Below are 18,422 nucleotides of genomic sequence, written 5' to 3' on the forward strand. Positions count from 1 at the left end.
GACAATCCAAAAATAATTGAGAGGCTAGGACTTTTGTCCCAGCCTCTTATGCGAAGAAGGAGCTACTCTTTGCGACGAGCGAATTTGGCGCCTCCGCCCAAGAATCCTAGACCAAGAAGGCCTAACCAAGCAAACAATCCACTTTCTTTTGTACCGGTTTGAGGAAGTTTTCCTTCCGATTGTAGAGAAGGACTTTTAACCACTTCTTTTTCCGGATGGTCTGAAGTCGAAACAGAAATTGCTTCTGGGGTTTTCGGTTGCAAGAGAACAGGTCTTCCTTTTTCTTTTTTGTCTTCAGCTTGAGAAAGAGTCATAACTTCTGGTTGCACCTTACTTGGGGTGACAGGAGTGGTTGGAGTCGGCATATCAGCTATCAATGGACTTTCTTCCGCTTCCTTCGTTCCGACTTCTGTGATCTGGTCCTGGGCCTCCACTTCGACAAAGGCATCGACTTCTGTCCGAATTTCTTTGCCTTCTTCTTGTCGGGCTTCGATCAATTTCAGCCGGCGTCCGACCTTCCCTGCTTGAAGGATCCGGCTTTCGCCCTTGGCCAAGTCCTTGTTCTCACGTGTTTGACTCTCAAATGGAATCTCCTCCGCTTCGATGAGAAGTTCTGGCTTTTCAAGAATCAAATCCCGAACACCTTCTTCTGGTCGTGTCTGCGTCAGCGGTTCATAATTGTGAGTATCTTCTAAGATGGTTTCAAGGGCTTCCACTTGATTGGCTGCAACAACCAAATCTGGGCGCTCTTGATCCAACAACTGAGTCAAGTCCGTCAATTGTCCTTGAACCGTCGGTTTGAGGTCTGCTTTCAAGCGATCGAGAGAAGTAGCCTTGATCTTTTCTACTCCTTCTCTGATGATCTGTTGTAGCTCTTCTTGACTGAGCAACTGACTATCTTTCCCTGAGAGGACAAATCGGTCCACCTGGATGGCTCTAGATGACTGAGGGTCATTGAGAGCTGGATCCAGATGCAAGCGTAGCTGGTGGTAGCCTTTTGCTAGGCCTTGCATATTGACCAAACTCTGGTCGAGCTTGCGTTGATCTCCGTAGCCACTGAAATAATGATCGCCGTCGATCTCATAATCATGGCCCCGACCTTCTTCGAAGGCCATTTCTTTTCCATCCAAGGTGACGCTGTAGAGACCATGACTTGGGTCGACTACTCCTCGAACCTCTATACCTGTGCCCTTAAAGGTAATGGTCACTTCAATGTGTTTCTTGCCTTCCTCATCGGTCACTTGGTTAAAGCTAGACCAAGATTCTGTGCCATTTGAGAAGTTTGGATTGTCTGTCTCGTGCTGCCAACCCTCACTGTAATGCAGTTTTGGATCTTGGTCATCTACTTCTTTGCGATTTTCTGGCAACTGGTCTTCATTCATCACTTGGACTGTCAGTTCTGGAATAAAGCCGACCAGACTTCCTTGATCCGGATGGAGCAATTTGACCTTAAAGTCATAGACGTCGGTCGCTTTTCCTGCAAAATCAAGGGTTGGAACTTGGACTGTTTTTTCCGTCTCTCCATCTGCGAACTCAAGGGTGACGTTGGTATCTTTGTAGACCTTGCCATGAACCCCTGTTCCTGGTTCTGTGATTAATTTGAGACTGGCACTTCCTTTAGAGCCACCTTTTCTCTTGACGACGACTTGCGCTGGGTCGCCTTTCTTAACAGCTAGGGTTGGCTGAGCAAATTCAAAGAGACCCTTTTCTTGGTTATTGAGAGCATAAATCCCTTCCGTTGCGATCGCATCTCCCTTGCTATTGACCAAGGTCAAGGTGTGAGATCCTGCTGTCAAATCCGGTGTTTCATAGACCTTTTGGCTACGTTTGCGGCTTGGGCTTTGGGTATTGACGGTCGCTAGCTTTTGGCCATCGACATAGACATCCATTTCCCCATGACCAGGGTCGACAGTTGCGATCACATAGGCCTTAGTGCCTTCAAACTGATAGGTCACCGAAGCTCCCTTTTCTTTGGTCCACATAGAGGTGCCTCGAACGCCTTCTCCCTCTTCATTCCACTGGCCATTGGCCCGCTCTGCTGTCCGGTCGGAATGATAAGTCAAACCAAGCGGATAGCCATCGGTTTCTTCAATGCTGGCTGGCGTCTTATAGACAGAGACTCCGTTCAAGATTGGAGTAGCTTGGGCATCGGTGATGGACACCCGGATATAGCGACTATCAACTGGTTGCCCTTTGATTAATCGGCGGTATCCTACAGTTGAGCCAGCCCCATATGGAACCCATTGGCCATTCACAGCCACATCAATGGTGAAGCCAGAAATCCGTTGGCCTTTCTCGATGGTTTCTTTAAGCTCTACCACATCAAAATGCTGTTCTTTTCCAAGATCGAGAACAAAAGAGCCGGTCTTGGCATCATCTGCAGGTGCCCAACTGGTCTTTTCATCGCCATCTGTCAAATGACTGGCCTTGTAGAGAGAGTTGCGTCGTGTCGAGTCAGCTTCTACCAAAGCTCCTGCCGCATAGTTCACACTATAGAGTTGATCCAAGGTCTGACGGAATTCTTTCAAACGGGCCACATCGGCATCCGCAAATTTTCCGTCTTGGTTGGGTGGAATATTGAGCAAGAGTGGAGTTCCACGGCCGACCGATTTGAAGTAAATGTCCATCAATTCGCGCAAGGACTTAGGCTCTTGATTGTCATGGTAGAACCAGCCGGAGCGAATAGAGACATCGGCTTCTCCCACTGAGTATTGCTTCCCTTCCGGATCCCCGTGATTGAGGTAGCTGTTGGATGGATTGTTGCGGATCTTATCTGGATTGACCTTTTGCCAAACCGGATCTCCGGCAATCCCCTTTTCATTTCCAATCCAACGAACATTGGTCGGCTCAGCTGAGAAGATAGCTATATCCCCTTGGGCCTTGCGAATGGCTTCAAACCACTTGTCAAAGGTATAGGTGACCTTTTGAGCCCCATCGCCACGCGCTCCATCCATCCAGACTTCTACGAACTTACCCTTGTTCCCATATTTTGGATCTTCAAGGATTTCCTTAAGCTGGTTGAGATAGTATTCATTGTATTGGTCCTCTGTATCCACATGGTAGAGCGGGCTGTGGGCATCCCAAGGAGAGAGATAGACTCCCATGTCCATATCATACTTACTGGCAGAAGCAGAAACCTCGGCTAGGACATCACCTTTTCCCTCCTTCCAACCACTTTTGGCAATGGTATGGTCGGTGTATTTGGAAGGGTACAAGAGAAAGCCATCGTGGTGCTTGACGACCATGATCGTCCGTTTAAAGCCAGCATCTTTCAGGGTTTTGATCCACTGATCGGTATCCAGATGCTCTGGATAGAAATAATAAGGATCTTCTTGCCCATCTCCCCACTCACGATCGTAGTAGGTATTCATCCCAAAGTGGATGAAAGCTGCTAGTTCTTCGCGGTGGTATTGCATCTGAGCCTTGCTTGGAAGTGGTCCGTAATCCGCAATCTCAGTCTCCTCGTTTAGAGAAGTGGCTGGTTGGCTTGCTTCTGTCCCTTGACTGACTGTGCGATTTTCTTTCTCACTAGTAGCTACTGAGGGCTGTTCTGATTCTTCTTGGTGCTCGTTCACAGTTTTCTCCTCCTTTCCTTGATCTCCTGCATTGCTTGTTTCAACCCGTTCTTCACGAGTTTCACTCCTCTCAGCTTGTTCCCCTGCGTAACTGGTAGTCACTCCCAAAAAACAAGTCGCTACGACTACAGAGCAGACGCCTACTGAGAGTTTACGAATGCCAAATCGATTTCTCTGATCAACTAATCTTTTTCCCATATTCTATTCCTTTATGTCACCAGGTAAAGAGGGTGGGGCTTCCCCATCCTCCTTCTTTTTACCTGTGAACTTTTCACCGTTTTTTGCTAGTTTCTCTAGCTGTTTTATTTGGCCTTTTTGGCTCTTTTTTTCTGATCGTCCAACACAGCACTAGCAAGGCCTGCCGCTAGGATTCCAGCAACGAGGCTTGCGACGCTTTCTTCCGTTCCTGTATTTGGTAATCTACCTTCGGAAACTGGAGCAGCTGAAACTGCTGGTGTTTGAGTTTCTTTCTCGACTTCCTTCCCTGCTGCATCTATCCCTTCCTGGCGCACCGCTTTGACCTCAAGAGATGCTTGAGGAGTTGCGATAGCTACTGGTCCTTCTGAAACATGAGGGCGCTCTGGGTTCGGAAGCGGTTGTGGTTGTGGCTGTGGCTCTGGTTGCGGTTGTGGTTCTGGCTGCGGTTGCGGCTGTGGCTCTGGTTGTGGAGTATCTGGAAGTACCTCTTTCGTGCCCACCTCTGTGATCTCTGCCACTGGATCTAGTTCTACAAAGGCATCTAGTTCCTTCCGGCTTTCCACACCATTTTCTTGAGAAACTTCCACCAAGCGCATTTTGCGGCCTTTTTGACCTTCTTGAACCACACGTTTCTCACCTTTTGGAAGATCCGCATTTGGACGTTCTAAGCGTTCAAAGTCCATCTCTTCTGGCTCAATCACCAACTCTGGTTTGGTATGAACCAGATTCTTAACCCCTTCTTCAGGAATGGCGGAGCCTGTAGGTGCTTTTGCGGAGAGAGAAAGTTGATATACTTTTTTGAGCTTGCCATCTTCTGAGACAACCTTGACAAGAACAGGGACATTGGCACTTTTAGCATCCACGACCGTAACGGCTGTTCCATTCTTGCCTTGTGCTGAAACGATTGGACGTTCTCCCTCATACTCTAGATGATAATCTGTCACATCTGGTTTAAAGCCTTCTAGGTCTTTGCCATTCACTTGGATCATGACATCAGTTGTTGCCTGGGCCTCTTCTGTTGGGGCATAGGCGCTCAATTCAATGATTCCGATCCCTTTTAGATGTTCATCACGGACCATTCTTAAACGGATGGCTTTGGTTCTAGTTTCATTGAAGCTGAGGTTAGAGATATAGCCAGCTTCAAAGTCATAATCCAAGCTATAAGGAATCTCTTCCCAGTTAGAGGCCTGGTTAAATGGATGATCTGGAAGATTCTTCAGATTGCCATAATCATCCGGAACATCAAAGTCTGGACCAATGTAGCGTTCAAGAACAGTTTTCGTTGGCAGACCTGTTTCCTGATCTGCAAAGAAGTCGACCGCTACTTTATTGACCAATCGCTCTGTTACCTGGCCATTTTTCTTGAAGATGAGACCAGCAAATACTTCAGTTTGATCCGGTTCTCTCTTCCAGTTAGTCCAGCGATAGTATTCGTTGTAGCCTCCATCGTTGATGTAATCGATATAGTCGATTTGATTTGGATCGAGATCATTGGTTTCACTAGCAAATGCCCTGGTATCTTCTGCATTGTAGTCACGGTTCACAGAGAGGTTTTCTCCTGTCTTTTCTGACACCCGGACGGTCAGCTGAGCTGTCAGATCATAGCCAATGACTTTTCCTTCCAGCGTGAAGCTACCTTCGTGAGAAAGCGCATCAGCTGGTAGAGGCTTCCAGTCCACCGTAAGTTCCTTGCGTTCATAGCCTGTGTCCCCTTGGAAGTAAACGCCTACGGTAGATGGTAGAACCAGATCTTGACCGACTTTCACAAAACGGCTACCTGCTTCCACTGCTACTGGAGCAGCTTGTTTCAGTTTTTCTGCATCACTTGTGAGATGGAGGCGGTATTCTTGTAAGATGGTACCATCTTCCGCTTTATGGATGACACGGATTGGCTCCCCTTCATGGACACTTGGTACAACCGTTGCAAGGCCGTGATGGCTGGCTGTCGCTTCCACTTGTGGATAAGCCCGATCACGCGCATCGATGTAGTAGTCGGTCACACTTGGGTTGACACCTGGCAATACATCGCCATTGACGCGAATGGTCAACTGGCTCTTTTCTTCTGCCGCAACCTTATTGGCAAAGATCTGAATCTCTGAAATAGAGCTTCCACGTTTGCCTTCTGGCGTCTTCATACGGATACGAACAGCATAGGTGTCGACTTTATCAAAACTGAAATGATTCATCTTACCAGCTGCTACCGGTTCTTCAACGGTTAGATTGCTGACTTCTTTCCAGTTGGCTGGATTGTTAAATGGATGGTCTGTTTCGTCTTTGACACGATTTGGATTGCTTGGAACTGTTGGGATTTGTTCCCCTGTATAGTACTCAATCACATACTCACTTGGAGCCCCAACGCCGTGGTCTTCGTGGAAACCAACATGGAGGTTATCCACTGCTCGCTTGGTCAAGATACCAGAATCCCCAAACAAGATACCGACAGAATCTTCCGCATTGTCACGGCCCCAGTTGGTCCAACGGTTAGCTGGAGCATCGGTAAAGGAGATGACCTTATCATTGACCTTAGCAACTGGATCTGCATCGTTAGAGTCACTTGCAAAAGCGAGTGGCAAGACAGATCCTGTCCATTGCTCTGCTACATTGGCACCCTTGACTGTGTTTGCGGAAACACGAATATGAAGACGGGTTGGAAGATCCGTTCCTTCTACACGACCAGCTAGGACAACTTCTCCTTCTTTGGCCAAGAGTTGCGGATCGACCGCATCCCAGGCCACCTTAGCAGTATATGTCTTACCATTAGAGTGATAGGTCCGCACGCTTTCTGGAAGGGCTGGTTTTTCTCCGACTGGAGTGGTAGTGCTGACTTCTTCTACAGCGATAATGCCTTCAACCGTCACTTGAGCTTGGGCTTCTTTTTCCACACCCTCTACATGACCGGTGACTGTAAAGCTATGGTAATCCTTGACTTGATCTGCGGTTACAGCATCCCAGGTCACGCGTTTTTCTTTAGGGAATCCCTTATCATACTCGACCAAGACGGTCTCTGGAAGAGCTGGCAAAATGTTTCGATCTGTACTAATCCGTACAGGACGCACCTTGACAACTGTCTTTTCTTCTGGATTTGGCGTGATGGTAAAGGTTAATTCCCCTGTTTTTCCTTGGAAGCTAGCTTGTAAATGAACCAATCCTGCTTCTCGCAATTCCAAACCTTTCTTGCTTGCGACTGCTTTTCCTTGACTTCCCGCTGCTGTCGCCACATCGATTTGATCTGCTTTGAGACTTGCCTGGCTACCATCTTGGTAATGAGCAATGACTTCAAGTGGTACTGTTTGGTCTTCCTTGAGTTCTTGCCCTTCTGGCAGACGCAATTCTAGGCGCTCAATCTGTGGACTTTCTTCTTGGAATTGGACCACATAGGTCTGGACAGCTCCCGTATCCTTAGCAGTCACAAAGATTTGGGCTTTCAAACCATTTTCGCGGTTAGCTTGTAGAACCGTCACTTGAGCATTTTCTGCACTTGCTGTGACTTGACCTGGTTCTTGACCATAAGCGAGGGAACGGAAAATAGTATGGTTGCCACTACCAAATTTTGGAAGGGCTACCCCATCTATCTGAACCATTGGTTTCTTAGCCTTGGCTACATCTCCTCCTGCAACCACTAGTGTCGCTTGGACCGTTTCCCCATTGCCTAGGAGTCCTGTCGCCTTCAAGCGTGCTCCCGGTGTAGACAATTGATCTTCTTGACCAGCTTCCAAGGTCCATTGATCGACCTCATAGTGGGCAGTGGTCCCATCAGTGAAGACTAATTGCACAGCCTTATCCACTGTTGCTAGATCTGCTCCCTGTGGGATTTGTTTGATGACTGGAAGTACTTGTTCCACGCCGATCACATCGACCAGAGCTTCGACCGTGCGTCCTTGAACATGACCTGTCACACGGACTTGGCCAGCACGACTATAGTCTGCTGCATCCCATTCAACGGCTTCTTCTTGGGCCTTGCCATCGCTATAGACCACATTGACCTTACTTGGCAAGGTTGGCTCTTCTCCTAGATAAGCACTTTGTCGAACAGGTTCCACACCTAATACAGTGCGTTCTGCTTGGTCCTTCTTACCTGTAAAGAGGCTGACTTGGTCTGATTGCAAGCGATCTGAGTCTGCATACAGAGTAAAGGCACCTGCCTGCTCAGTTGATTTGACAATCACAACCCCTTTGCCGTTGAAGGCTTTGCGTTGCCATGAGCCATCTTCCTGCGCTTTGTAGCGTTCACGGCTGGCTTGCTCCCCATTATCGACACCGACAATTTGGCCTTGTCCATGCAAATGGAAATGCACCAAATTATTGGCAGTTGGTACGACACGACCTTCTTCATCGACGATTTCATAGGTAATATAGGTCAAATCCTTACCGTCCGTTGCGATCGCGTGTTCTTCTTTCAACAAACGAACACCCGCAGCCTTGCCGGCTGTTTCGACTTGATCTTTCGCAATCACTTCTCCCGCTTCGTTGCGCGCAATAGCTTCCACCTTACCTGGTACATATGGGACCAACCACTCTAGATAAAGTTCATCCGGATTTGCCCCTTCTTGATAGGTCCGGCCATCAGCTGTGGTCTTCTTGGTAAAGGTCTTCACTCCTTGTGATTCCCCATTGACAATCAATTCCACACTGTGGGCATTGGAGAAGGTCCGAACAGGAATCCGTCCTTCTTCATCCATGACACGATTGGCTAATTCTGGATTGTCCCAGTTCCAATGCGGCAAGAGATGGACCATCGGATGTTTCTCAGCCGATACCCATTGACTTTGGTAAAGGTAAAAATCATTCTTTGGAAGGCCGGCAGTATCGACAATACCGAAATAAGAACTTTTCACAGGTGTATCATTTTGGTTGTGCCATGGGGTTGGCTCACCGATATAGTCCGTACCAGTCCAAATAAATTGCCCTGCATAGCCGGCATGATCGCGGTCAAAGGTCCAAGAGGCGGTTGCAGTCCGACCCCAACCAACCCGGTCATTGCCGTAGTCTGATTGTTCATAATGGCGGTCTTCTTGGTTACTACCGACCCATTCTCTTTCAGGGTGATAGTATGAGCCCCGTGTCCGCGTTGCAGAAGAGGTTTCAGAACCATAAATGAGCCAGTTTGGATGTTTCGCCCGTAAGCTTTCATAGTTGGCTTCTGAATAGTTAAATCCAACCGCATCAAGCTCTGCTGCTACCTTTTCATGGCCTCCTGATCCATCACCAAAGCGGAATTTATCAGCTCCCATGGTGACATAGCGGGTTGCATCCACGTCCTTGATGGTCTTGACCAAGCGACGAACAGTTGCGACAGATTTGTCTGAACCATCTGCTTCACCGACTTCGTTACCGATTGACCACATGACAATGGCTGGATTGTTCTTGCCCCGCTCTACCATGGTTCGTAGATCGTAATCGGACCAAGTATCCCCCTTACGAGCTTCTGGGTGAGTGGCATCTTTTTCAAAGAAACGACCATAATCGTATTGTTTCTTACCACCATACCAGGTATCAAAGGCTTCTTCTTGGACCATCAAGCCCAACTCAGCAGCAATTTTTAAGGTTTGTTCACTGGCTGGGTTGTGGGTCGTCCGAATCGCATTGACCCCCATGTCTTTCATCTGTTTGAGACGACGGTATTCAGCCTTGTAATTTTCCTCAGCTCCAAGAGCCCCGTGGTCATGGTGAAGGGATACTCCGTGGAATTTCGTCGCCACCCCATTGAGGAAGAAGCCACCTTCTGGCGTCCAGTTGAGATAGCGATAACCAAAGCGTTCCTTTTGCACATCGACCAACTGCGAATCCCGATAAACCCGCGTATACAAGGTATAGAGAGCTGGATGATCCGTTTTCACATCCCAGAGGGTTGGTTTTTCAACATGGAGGGTTTGAGATAGGTTGATCTCTTGACCTGCTAGAACAGCTTGTGCTTCACTGCGCGTTTTTTCGCTCACCACTTGGCCATTTTGATCGACAATTTCATATTCCGCATAAATACTATGGGCTTGATCATCCTGGTTGACAATGCGGCTCTTCACCACCGTATCCACTGCCCCATTTTGCTGTTTTTCCAACTGAGGGGTCGTAATCGTAGTCCCATACTGCGCTAAATGAACCTTGTCCGTTACACTCAGCTTAACATCCCGGTAAATCCCACTACCAGAATACCAACGGCTACTTGGTTGTTGATTGACCACATGAACGGCGATGGTATTTTCGCTTCCATCCGCATTCAAATAAGGAGTAATATCATAAGAAAAGGCATTGTAACCATTTGGGTAATGACCGACAAATTGTCCATTTACATAGACTTTGGAATCCATATAAACCCCGCCAAATTCCAAGCGGACCTTCTTTTCTAGATCTTTGTCGTCCAAACGGAAGGTCTTACGATACCAAGCATCCCCTCCGTTTAATTGACCCCCTTCATTTTGAGCAGGAGAGTTGTGATCGAAATCAAAGAAAATAGACCAGTCATGAGGAAGATCTAATTTTTTCCAATCCTTGACATCCACTTGACGCCCTTCTGCACCAGGAGCTGCATTTAATTTAAAATACCAATCTTTATTAAAATCACGTTCTCGATCTTGCACAATATCCTCCGCTACACGATTTTGATCTGGAGCAGCAGTTTCTTCCGTTCCTGTAGTACGCTCAGATGAAGCTGAAACAGGCTGGCCTTCGCCTTGAGGCGCTGGCTTTTCCTCAACTCTGGTAGGGGTGATGACAGCTGGAGCTTCTGAAACCCTTGCACCAGCTTCAGGAACTTCCGCTTCTGAATTTTCCGTCACAACACTTGGTGTCTCAATCGAAGTCGGTTCACTTTCGAGGGCTGGCTTTTCTTCCGCATGGACCCTTGAAAGACCCAAGGCAGAAAGCCCAATCACAACAGAACAAGCTCCAACTGAGAGCTTACGAATACTAAAAACAGGACGCTTTTCAAAAAAAGACTTGCCCATAAAAACCTCCTCTTAGGATTAACTATTTATTTTGTAAGCGCTTTCTTATACCTGCGGACGCTTACAGAAAATCACATATTAACTATACCAAAAAAATAGGAGCGATAGGCCCCAATTTCGCTCCAACTATAGTTAGATTAAGAATTCCTTTAATTAGTGGAAACAAGCTTTATTTGTTACCTACCCGTAATAAAAATATGATAAAATGGTTCAACTAATATAAAAAAATGAGGTTTACCTATGAGTGAAAAAATAGAATATAAAAAAGAAAAAATTTCTTATTCCTATTCTATCGTTCCTATAATCGTGATGATTTTAATTTTTCTATTTCAAGCAATCCAATCAGGTTCTCAAGTAAAATCAACTCCCCAAGGGACCTTCTCTAGTTCAAGGCAAGAACTTCACTACTCTTCAACCCAAAATCAAATCACGTCCGCAAGGAATACCGAAGCCTCTCAGCTTTCGAGTTCAAGAAATAATGATGATTTTCTTTTTCTTTTTCTTGTATTCACCGGATTTTCTATCGCTTCCTTCTTACTTATCGCCTGCTACAATGGGATGACAGCAATTGAGCCTCCCCTCCTCACTATCACTGATGATGCTATCTATACGATTGGAAATGCATATCGAAACCAGTTACAGATGAAATATAGCGACATCCATAAAATAGAATACAAAATAAAGACTAGCTCCGCTAATGACGTTACTTATACAGATCGCTTTCTTTATTTTTATGATAAGAAGGACAAACTACTCGACAAGGTGAATTTTTCAAATGCAGAAGGAGCCAATTTTAATACAATACAAAAACAAATCAAAGACCGTGCACCTCACATTGAATGGATTTATCCTTCCTAAATAAATTTTTTCTACCAGAAAAAGCACCAAAAAAATAGAAGCCAATGGCTTCTATTTTTTTTTATGATCTTATAATCCTGGTTCTTGACCAAGTTCAGCAGCCACCATCCAAATGTTCTTTTCAAGTTCTGCTTTAGCCCCAACAAAGATATCGTTGGTTACATCGTCGCCTTCAGCGTCGGTAACATCCAAAGCTTTTTGGTAAAGGCCATCAAGGTAATGGAAGATTTCAAGAACACGTGTCAAGCTTTCTTCTACATTTTTCGTAAATGTTCCACGGCGTTCTTCAATATTGCTGTGTTCCAAAAATTCAGTCATGCTAGAATATGGCGCGCCACCAAGAGTGATCAAGCGTTCGCTCACTTCATCCAAGGTTGCATCCAAGCTGTCCATGTATTCGTCCATTTTTGGATGCCAAACCATAAAGCCACGTCCACGCATATACCAGTGTACTTGGTGAAGGGCAATGTGAGCGACGTAGAGATCTGCTACGACTTGGTTCAAGAGGGCTTTTGTTTCTGGAAGAGTTTCTTTATTAGAAGGTGCAAAAGTTGCTACATCAGTAGCTGCTTCATGTTTCATAGTTGTCATGTCATTTCTCCTTTTTATAATGATTCTAATTAACTATGTCTTTATTATATGCTTCCTCCACCAGAAAGTCAAGATAAAAGATTAAAAAAGATCATAGTTGTCAATTGAGAAAAGATACGATAGAATGAAGAAGACTAATCGAAAGGCTTGACTAATGAAATATATCTTTACCTTCCTGATCTCCATGGTGCCCCTTGTTGAATTGCGCGGGGCCATCCCTTTTGCCATTGCAAATGGTATTCCCTTATGGACAGCGCTCCTGATCGGAGTGATCGGAAATCTTCTCCCTGTCCCTCTGATCTTCTTTTTCGCCCGCCATATTCTTACTTGGGGGGCAAAAAAACCAATTATCGGAGGCTTTTTTAGCTGGTGTCTCAATAAGGGCCATAGAGGCGGACAGAAATTAGAAAAAGCTGCAGGAGACAAGGGAATCTTCTGGGCCTTATTGCTCTTTGTTGGAATCCCTCTTCCGGGAACTGGTGCCTGGACCGGTGCCCTTGCAGCTTCTATCCTTGACTGGGACTTCAAACGCAGTAGCCTCGCAGTCATGCTCGGAGTGATACTAGCCGGCCTCATCATGGGAACCCTGTCCCTGCTTCTAGGAATCGATACCTTCGCACATTAACCAAAAGACTGAAGCAACGGCTTCAGTCCTTTACATACAAAAAAGAGGTTTCGAAGGAAACCTCTTATTTTTTTATTCTTAATTGTTAAGAGCTGCTGCCATTGTAGCTGCAACTTCTGCTTCAAAGTCATTTGAAGCTTTTTCAATACCTTCACCAACTTCAAAACGAACGAATTCGATAACTGAAGCATTTACTGATTCAAGGTAAGCTTCAACTGTCTTGCTGTCATCCATGATGTAGACTTGTGCAAGAAGAGTGTAGGCTTGGTCAACTTTTGTGTTGTCCAAGAAGAAGCGATCCATTTTACCTGGGATGATTTTATCCCAGATTTTTTCTGGTTTACCTTCAGCTGCCAATTCAGCTTTGATATCTTCTTCAGCTTGAGCAACCACTTCGTCAGTCAATTGTGCTTTTGAACCGAATTTCAAGTGTGGAAGAGCTGGTTTACCAACCATTGCACGGCTTTCGTTATCTTGGTCGATGACGTGGTTCAATTGTGCCAATTCATCTTTCACAAATTGTTCATCCAATTCTTTGTATGAAAGAACAGTTGGTTTCATTGCAGCGATGTGCATTGAGATTTGTTTAGCAAGTGCTTCGTCTCCACCTTCGATCACAGAGATAACACCGATACGTCCACCGTTGTGTTGGTAAGCACCGAAGTGTTGTGCATCTGTTTTTTCAAGCAAAGCAAAACGACGGAATGAAATCTTTTCACCGATTGTAGCTGTTGCAGATACGTATGCAGCTTCAAGAGTTTCACCTGAAGGCATTGTCAAAGCAAGAGCTTCTTCGTTGTTAGCTGGTTTACCTTCAGCGATCACTTTCGCTGTTGCGTTTACCAATTCAACGAATTGAGCGTTTTTCGCAACGAAGTCAGTTTCAGCATTCACTTCAACAACTGCTGCAACATTACCGTTGACATAAACACCAGTCAAACCTTCAGCGGCAACACGGTCAGCTTTCTTAGCTGCTTTAGCCATACCTTTTTCGCGAAGCAATTCGATCGCTTTTTCGATATCACCTTCAACTTCAACCAATGCCTTTTTAGCGTCCATGACACCGGCACCAGATTTTTCACGCAATTCTTTTACAAGCTTAGCTGTAATTTCTGCCATTTTTGTTCTCCTATATTTTTTAATAAAATAAGAGGGTCGGGCTGAGCCCTGCCCTCTTAGGTTCGTTACTTATTGAATGAAATTAAGCGTTGTCGCCTTCTACAACTTCAACGATTTCTTCGATTGAATCAGCTTGACCTTCAGTAGCTGCCAATTCAGCTTCTACTGTAGCAACACTGTCTTCACCTTGACGTCCTTCGATAACAGCGTCAGCCATTTTCGCAGTGATCAATTTAACAGCGCGGATAGCGTCATCGTTCGCTGGGATGATAACATCGATATCATCTGGGTCAGTGTTTGTGTCGACCATCGCTACAACTGGGATACCCAATTTCTTAGCTTCTTTAACAGCGATTTGTTCTTTATGTGGATCCACAACGTACATTACGTCTGGGATACGAGGCATGTCTTCGATACCGCCCAAGAATTTTTCAAGACGAGCGCGTTGTTTGTTCAACAATGCAACTTCTTTCTTAGGAAGAACTTCAAAAGTTCCATCTTCTTCCATGCGTTTGATTTCTTTCAAACGAGCGATACGTTTTTGGATTGTTCCCCAGTTAGTAAGAGTTCCACCCAACCAACGGTGGTTGATGAAGTATTGACCTGAACGAACAGCTTCTTCTGCAACAGCATCAGCAGCTTGTTTCTTAGTACCTACGAACAAGATCACTGCATCGTTTGCAGCTGCATCACGCATGAAGTCGTATGCTTGGTCTGCATATTTTACAGTTTGTTGCAAGTCGATCACGTGGATTCCGTTACGTTCAGTGAAGATGTACTTAGCCATCTTAGGGTTCCAGCGACGAGTTTGGTGACCGAAGTGTACACCAGCCTCAAGAAGTTGTTTCATTGAAATTACTGCCATGAGTAGTTTCTCCTTTTTTGTTTTTTTCTCCTCTCTCAGACGTCAACTTGCAGCACGACCACAAGGGCAACGGTGCCACAATGGATCCGAGATGAGTATTTGCTGTCTTAGACAACTCTATAAGTATAGCAGAAATCCCTAGAATTCGCAAGTTATTTGAGAGATTTTTTCAGCATTCTTCATCTGTAATGATTTGAAGGAAAAAGTTTTTCTTGACCTATCTTGTTTTTTAGGTTACAATATTATATGTTACGGCGGTATAGCCAAGTGGTAAGGCACGGCTCTGCAAAAGCTTGATCGTCGGTTCAAATCCGTCTACCGCCTTGATAATAAAATTTTTTATCATCTTTTATCTTTTAAAAATTCCCCTAGCAATAGGGGATTTTTTGTTTCCATTTGCTCCATTCCTTGATTATTGATATAATAAAACCTCGCCTGATCGGCGAAGCACATTAGAAAGGGTCATTATGAAAAACATTCGTTTCTTTACGATCGGCCTTCTTTCACTAGTAACACTAGCAGCTTGCTCACCTGCCAATTCTGGGCAACCAGCAAAAACAGCTTCTAGTTCTAGAAAACCGATCAAACAATCTTCAACCAAAACATCATCTAGTAGATCGTCTAGCACTTCTTCAGACAGCAGTAGCTCAGATGATTTTTCAGATCGCTACAGCATGGATCCAGATGATGGTTCTTCTCTCCAATATGTGCCGGGAGCTGCATCCATTCCTGAGATCGAAAAACTCAAGAATCTCCATCTGAGCACTGGAATTATAATGAAAGTGAATGGGCAAGAAGTCGGTGGAGACAAACCAACATCTAGTTACGATGATATGGTGGCAGCCTTTGGTCAACCTGTAAGTAGCACAGACAGTGCGAATCCTGGAGATGGGGTTAATGTTTGGGTAACAGATAATGGCGATATCATGGCTTTCTTCCACAATAATGTCCTAACAGATATCACCTTCCGTTTAAAAGAGGGCGATGCCAACCACCAGTCTACTGGCGCCATTTCCAAATCCGATACACCAAAAACAGCTCTCGAGCGTCTCGGAAAACCCTATGCCATTATGCGTTCTGAACGTTGGACCAGCTATGTCTATAAAGATAGTAACGGGGACGAATCTAACTTCTCTACACAAGGAGACAAGATCGTTAATGTTATGTCTGCTGCAGAAACCAAGCGCTTAAAAGGCATCACCGGTCTGGATAAAAATCAATAACGATCCATAAAAAGAGGCTGGGACAAAAGTCCTAGCCTCTTAATTATTTTTGGATTGTCGAGCAAGACGCAGTGGTTGAGTGCTCAAAGCACTGCTTTGAGGTGGTGGATAGAACTTGCGAAGCAAGTATCCTAAGTCTTTGTTCGCTTTTTAAGCTTCAAAAATACCCTATGTTGACGGAAACTATGTTTCCTTTATCTGCAACCTTCAACAGTCTCCCAGACTGTTGAAGCTGTCCCACTCTCTTTTTTACAATTCAGCAATTTGGTTCAAATTCACTTCTGCAACCGTATCATTACCGAACATAGAAATGACCATTTTCACCTTGTTGTTATCAATTTCAGTGATCTTACCAGTATAGTCTGTGAAGGCACCATCGATGATACGAACTGTATCGCCTACCTTGACATCCAAATCAAACTCTTGAACAGTTTGACCCATAGAGAGCAAGATACTGCGGATTTCTTCTTCCAACAATGGAGTTGGTTTTGAACGGTTTCCGTGGGATCCAACGAAACCAGTAACGTTCGGGGTATTCCGGACAACAAACCAAGCTTCATCTGTCATGACCATTTCGACCAAGACATAACCTGGGAAGCGGTTTTCTTCGATTTCTTTTGTTTTACCGTTTTTCTCAACTTGTACGGTTTGAGTTGGAATCTCTACGCGCAAGATGTTTTCTAACATATTGTAAGTTTGCGCACGTTGCAAAAGATTCTCTTTTACCTTGTTTTCATATCCTGAGTAGGTTTGTAGTACAAACCAGCCTTTATCAAAACTGTCCATTTGGGCATCCTTTCTTTCTGTCTAGCCTGCTCGAGCTTTTGTGAACATACTAAAAAAAGCCTCTTGGCTTTCCTTTTCCTAGCTTCATTATACCACATTTTGCCAGAATGCAAAGAGGTTTGCTGATTTATTTTTAAGAAAAGGCCATAAAAAGCAGGACCCTTGGGATCCCGCCTGGCTTCTTTTCTTAAAAGAAATTGATCATGTGCAATAGGCCACGTGCAATGACTTTGTCGAACAAATAAATCAATGCAACAAAGAAAGCGGTGTACTCAATCACTGAGATAAAGTTTTTCCATCTTTCCTTGCGATTTGGCCAAGTTGTATCTTTTAGTAAGACGAAAATATCTTTAATGAATTTCACAACTCTCTCCTATCGTGTTTCTTTATGGATGGTATACTTACTGCAATGTTTGCAGAATTTATTGACTTCTAGACGTGTTGGTTTTGGCGTCCCACTCAACTTAATGGAGTAATTGCGTGACCCACAAACCGTACACGCTAGACTTGCTTTTTTTAATGCCATAACGCCTCCGTTCACCCCATTATAGCAAGTTTTCCACGTTTTGACAAGAACAGAAAATCTCCTGTCAAGAAAAAAGCAAATCTAAAGCGTTATCACTCTGGTTTTCTCCTCATTTTTGGTAAAATAAAACAAAAGGAGACGAATATGAAAAGTGATCATCTAAAAGAAAGTAGAAATATCGAAGACCGCCGAGGGCAAAGCTACTCCCAGTCTTCAGGCAATAGTAATCTTGGCGGAGGCATTTTACAGATCTTACTATCGCCGGGGAGCTTCAAAAGTAAGATCGTCCTCATCCTTCTTCTGGTTCTTCTAGGAGGTGGTGGCGCTAGCCTTGGGGGTCTCTTTGGAAATGGGACTTCTTCTCAACCTTACCAATCCACCCAAGTCACGCGCACCAACAAGACCCATGTCGACGATGCAGATGCCGAGTTCGTCAGCAAGGTCCTTGGAACAACAGAAGATCATTGGCACAAGGTCTTTCAAGCTGAAGGACGTACTTACCATGAGCCCAAACTAGTCTTCTATACCGGACGGACACAGACAGGCTGTGGGGTTGGGCAAGCATCGGCTGGTCCCTTCTACTGTCCAACCGACAAAAAGATTTATTTGGATATGAGCTTCTACAAGGAATTGACAACCAAATACAAGGCTAGCGGGGACTTCGCCATGGCCTACGTGATCGCCCACGAAGTTGGCCACCACGTACAAAACGAGCTGGGAATCCTTGGCAAATACCATCGGATGCAACAAGGCCTTTCTGAAAAGGAACGAAATGCCATCAGCGTCCGCATTGAGCTACAAGCCGATTACCTAGCAGGTGTCTGGGCCCGCTCCATTCAAGACCGAAATCTTCTAGATATCGGCGATATCGAAGAAGCCATGAATGCAGCCCATGCAGTCGGTGACGACACTCTCCAGGAGCAAGCCTACGGCTACTCGGTACCAGATAGCTTTACCCACGGAACTTCAGAGCAACGCATGCGATGGTTCAAACGGGGCTACCAGTACGGGGATCTCCAACACGGCGATACCTTTAGCTTGTCAGATAGTGAACTTTAAACAAATAGAGGCTGGGACAAAAGTCCTAGCCTCTCAATTATTTTTGGATTATCGAG

Annotated in this window: 12 protein-coding genes and 1 tRNA gene; 5 read left to right on the forward strand and 8 right to left on the reverse strand. The window is 45.2% G+C overall.

Annotated features, from left to right (window positions below; genetic code table 11):
* Positions 1 to 62 precede the first annotated feature (62 nt).
* On the reverse strand, positions 63 to 3,773 hold the full coding sequence (locus tag ADG03_RS04125; protein ID WP_049472708.1) for an alpha-L-fucosidase: 3,711 nt from the start codon (positions 3,771 to 3,773) through the stop codon (positions 63 to 65).
* A 104-nt stretch (positions 3,774 to 3,877) separates the two neighbouring features.
* Entirely contained in the window at positions 3,878 to 10,714 is a 6,837-nt protein-coding gene (locus ADG03_RS04130) for an Ig-like domain-containing protein (RefSeq protein ID WP_049472709.1), read from the reverse strand.
* A 240-nt stretch (positions 10,715 to 10,954) separates the two neighbouring features.
* Here ADG03_RS04130 and ADG03_RS04135 point away from each other — a divergent pair, with 240 nt between their 5' ends.
* Entirely contained in the window at positions 10,955 to 11,572 is a 618-nt protein-coding gene (locus tag ADG03_RS04135) for a hypothetical protein (protein ID WP_049472710.1), read from the forward strand.
* 69 nt (positions 11,573 to 11,641) lie between these two features.
* Here the strand turns inward: ADG03_RS04135 and ADG03_RS04140 are convergent, their stop codons facing one another.
* Entirely contained in the window at positions 11,642 to 12,163 is a 522-nt protein-coding gene (locus ADG03_RS04140; RefSeq protein WP_003001978.1) for a Dps family protein, read from the reverse strand.
* A 154-nt stretch (positions 12,164 to 12,317) separates the two neighbouring features.
* Between ADG03_RS04140 and ADG03_RS04145 the strand changes: the two genes are divergently transcribed.
* On the forward strand, positions 12,318 to 12,788 hold the full coding sequence (locus tag ADG03_RS04145) for a COG2426 family protein (protein ID WP_003002130.1): 471 nt from the start codon (positions 12,318 to 12,320) through the stop codon (positions 12,786 to 12,788).
* 78 nt (positions 12,789 to 12,866) lie between these two features.
* Here ADG03_RS04145 and tsf read toward each other — a convergent pair whose 3' ends face one another.
* Both tsf and rpsB read right to left on the reverse strand, forming a co-directional pair.
* On the reverse strand, positions 12,867 to 13,907 hold the full coding sequence (tsf, locus tag ADG03_RS04150) for a translation elongation factor Ts (protein ID WP_003001949.1): 1,041 nt from the start codon (positions 13,905 to 13,907) through the stop codon (positions 12,867 to 12,869).
* Positions 13,908 to 13,989: 82 nt separating this feature from the next.
* A complete protein-coding gene (gene rpsB, locus ADG03_RS04155) occupies positions 13,990 to 14,772 on the reverse strand; it encodes a 30S ribosomal protein S2 (RefSeq protein ID WP_003016971.1) in 783 nt (260 codons plus the stop codon).
* A gap of 253 nt (positions 14,773 to 15,025) precedes the next feature.
* Here rpsB and ADG03_RS04160 point away from each other — a divergent pair.
* Positions 15,026 to 15,096 (forward strand) — tRNA-Cys (locus ADG03_RS04160).
* A gap of 143 nt (positions 15,097 to 15,239) precedes the next feature.
* The gene (locus ADG03_RS04165) at positions 15,240 to 15,995 is read left to right on the forward strand and encodes a hypothetical protein (RefSeq protein ID WP_049472711.1); all 756 of its coding nucleotides are present in this window, start codon (positions 15,240 to 15,242) and stop codon (positions 15,993 to 15,995) included.
* Positions 15,996 to 16,244: 249 nt separating this feature from the next.
* Here ADG03_RS04165 and nusG read toward each other — a convergent pair whose 3' ends face one another.
* The 3 genes from nusG to rpmG form a co-directional block, all read right to left on the reverse strand.
* Positions 16,245 to 16,781: a transcription termination/antitermination protein NusG gene (nusG, locus tag ADG03_RS04170; RefSeq protein WP_003002077.1), complete on the reverse strand. Its 537-nt coding sequence runs from the start codon at positions 16,779 to 16,781 to the stop codon at positions 16,245 to 16,247.
* Positions 16,782 to 16,968: 187 nt separating this feature from the next.
* A complete protein-coding gene (secE, locus tag ADG03_RS04175; RefSeq protein ID WP_003002261.1) occupies positions 16,969 to 17,145 on the reverse strand; it encodes a preprotein translocase subunit SecE in 177 nt (58 codons plus the stop codon).
* A gap of 9 nt (positions 17,146 to 17,154) precedes the next feature.
* Positions 17,155 to 17,307 carry a 50S ribosomal protein L33 gene (gene rpmG, locus ADG03_RS11150; protein ID WP_003009043.1) on the reverse strand — a complete coding sequence of 51 codons (153 nt, stop codon included), beginning with the start codon at positions 17,305 to 17,307 and terminating at the stop codon, positions 17,155 to 17,157.
* 144 nt (positions 17,308 to 17,451) lie between these two features.
* Between rpmG and ypfJ the strand changes: the two genes are divergently transcribed.
* On the forward strand, positions 17,452 to 18,366 hold the full coding sequence (gene ypfJ, locus ADG03_RS04180) for a KPN_02809 family neutral zinc metallopeptidase (RefSeq protein WP_049472712.1): 915 nt from the start codon (positions 17,452 to 17,454) through the stop codon (positions 18,364 to 18,366).
* The last annotated feature ends 56 nt before the right edge of the window (positions 18,367 to 18,422 follow it).

The organism is Streptococcus parasanguinis, from assembly GCF_001069785.1.
Classification (GTDB): domain Bacteria; phylum Bacillota; class Bacilli; order Lactobacillales; family Streptococcaceae; genus Streptococcus; species Streptococcus parasanguinis_T.

What these genes read in the sequence shown, in the direction of transcription:
- ADG03_RS04125 (WP_049472708.1), bottom strand. Translation starts at nt 3,773, where the DNA reads ATGGGAAAAAGATTAGTTGATCAGAGAAATCGATTTGGCATTCGTAAA.
- ADG03_RS04130 (WP_049472709.1), bottom strand. Translation starts at nt 10,714, where the DNA reads ATGGGCAAGTCTTTTTTTGAAAAGCGTCCTGTTTTTAGTATTCGTAAG.
- ADG03_RS04135 (WP_049472710.1), top strand. Translation starts at nt 10,955, where the DNA reads ATGAGTGAAAAAATAGAATATAAAAAAGAAAAAATTTCTTATTCCTAT.
- ADG03_RS04140 (WP_003001978.1), bottom strand. Translation starts at nt 12,163, where the DNA reads ATGACAACTATGAAACATGAAGCAGCTACTGATGTAGCAACTTTTGCA.
- ADG03_RS04145 (WP_003002130.1), top strand. Translation starts at nt 12,318, where the DNA reads ATGAAATATATCTTTACCTTCCTGATCTCCATGGTGCCCCTTGTTGAA.
- tsf (WP_003001949.1), bottom strand. Translation starts at nt 13,907, where the DNA reads ATGGCAGAAATTACAGCTAAGCTTGTAAAAGAATTGCGTGAAAAATCT.
- rpsB (WP_003016971.1), bottom strand. Translation starts at nt 14,772, where the DNA reads ATGGCAGTAATTTCAATGAAACAACTTCTTGAGGCTGGTGTACACTTC.
- ADG03_RS04165 (WP_049472711.1), top strand. Translation starts at nt 15,240, where the DNA reads ATGAAAAACATTCGTTTCTTTACGATCGGCCTTCTTTCACTAGTAACA.
- nusG (WP_003002077.1), bottom strand. Translation starts at nt 16,781, where the DNA reads ATGGACAGTTTTGATAAAGGCTGGTTTGTACTACAAACCTACTCAGGA.
- rpmG (WP_003009043.1), bottom strand. Translation starts at nt 17,307, where the DNA reads ATGGCATTAAAAAAAGCAAGTCTAGCGTGTACGGTTTGTGGGTCACGC.
- ypfJ (WP_049472712.1), top strand. Translation starts at nt 17,452, where the DNA reads ATGAAAAGTGATCATCTAAAAGAAAGTAGAAATATCGAAGACCGCCGA.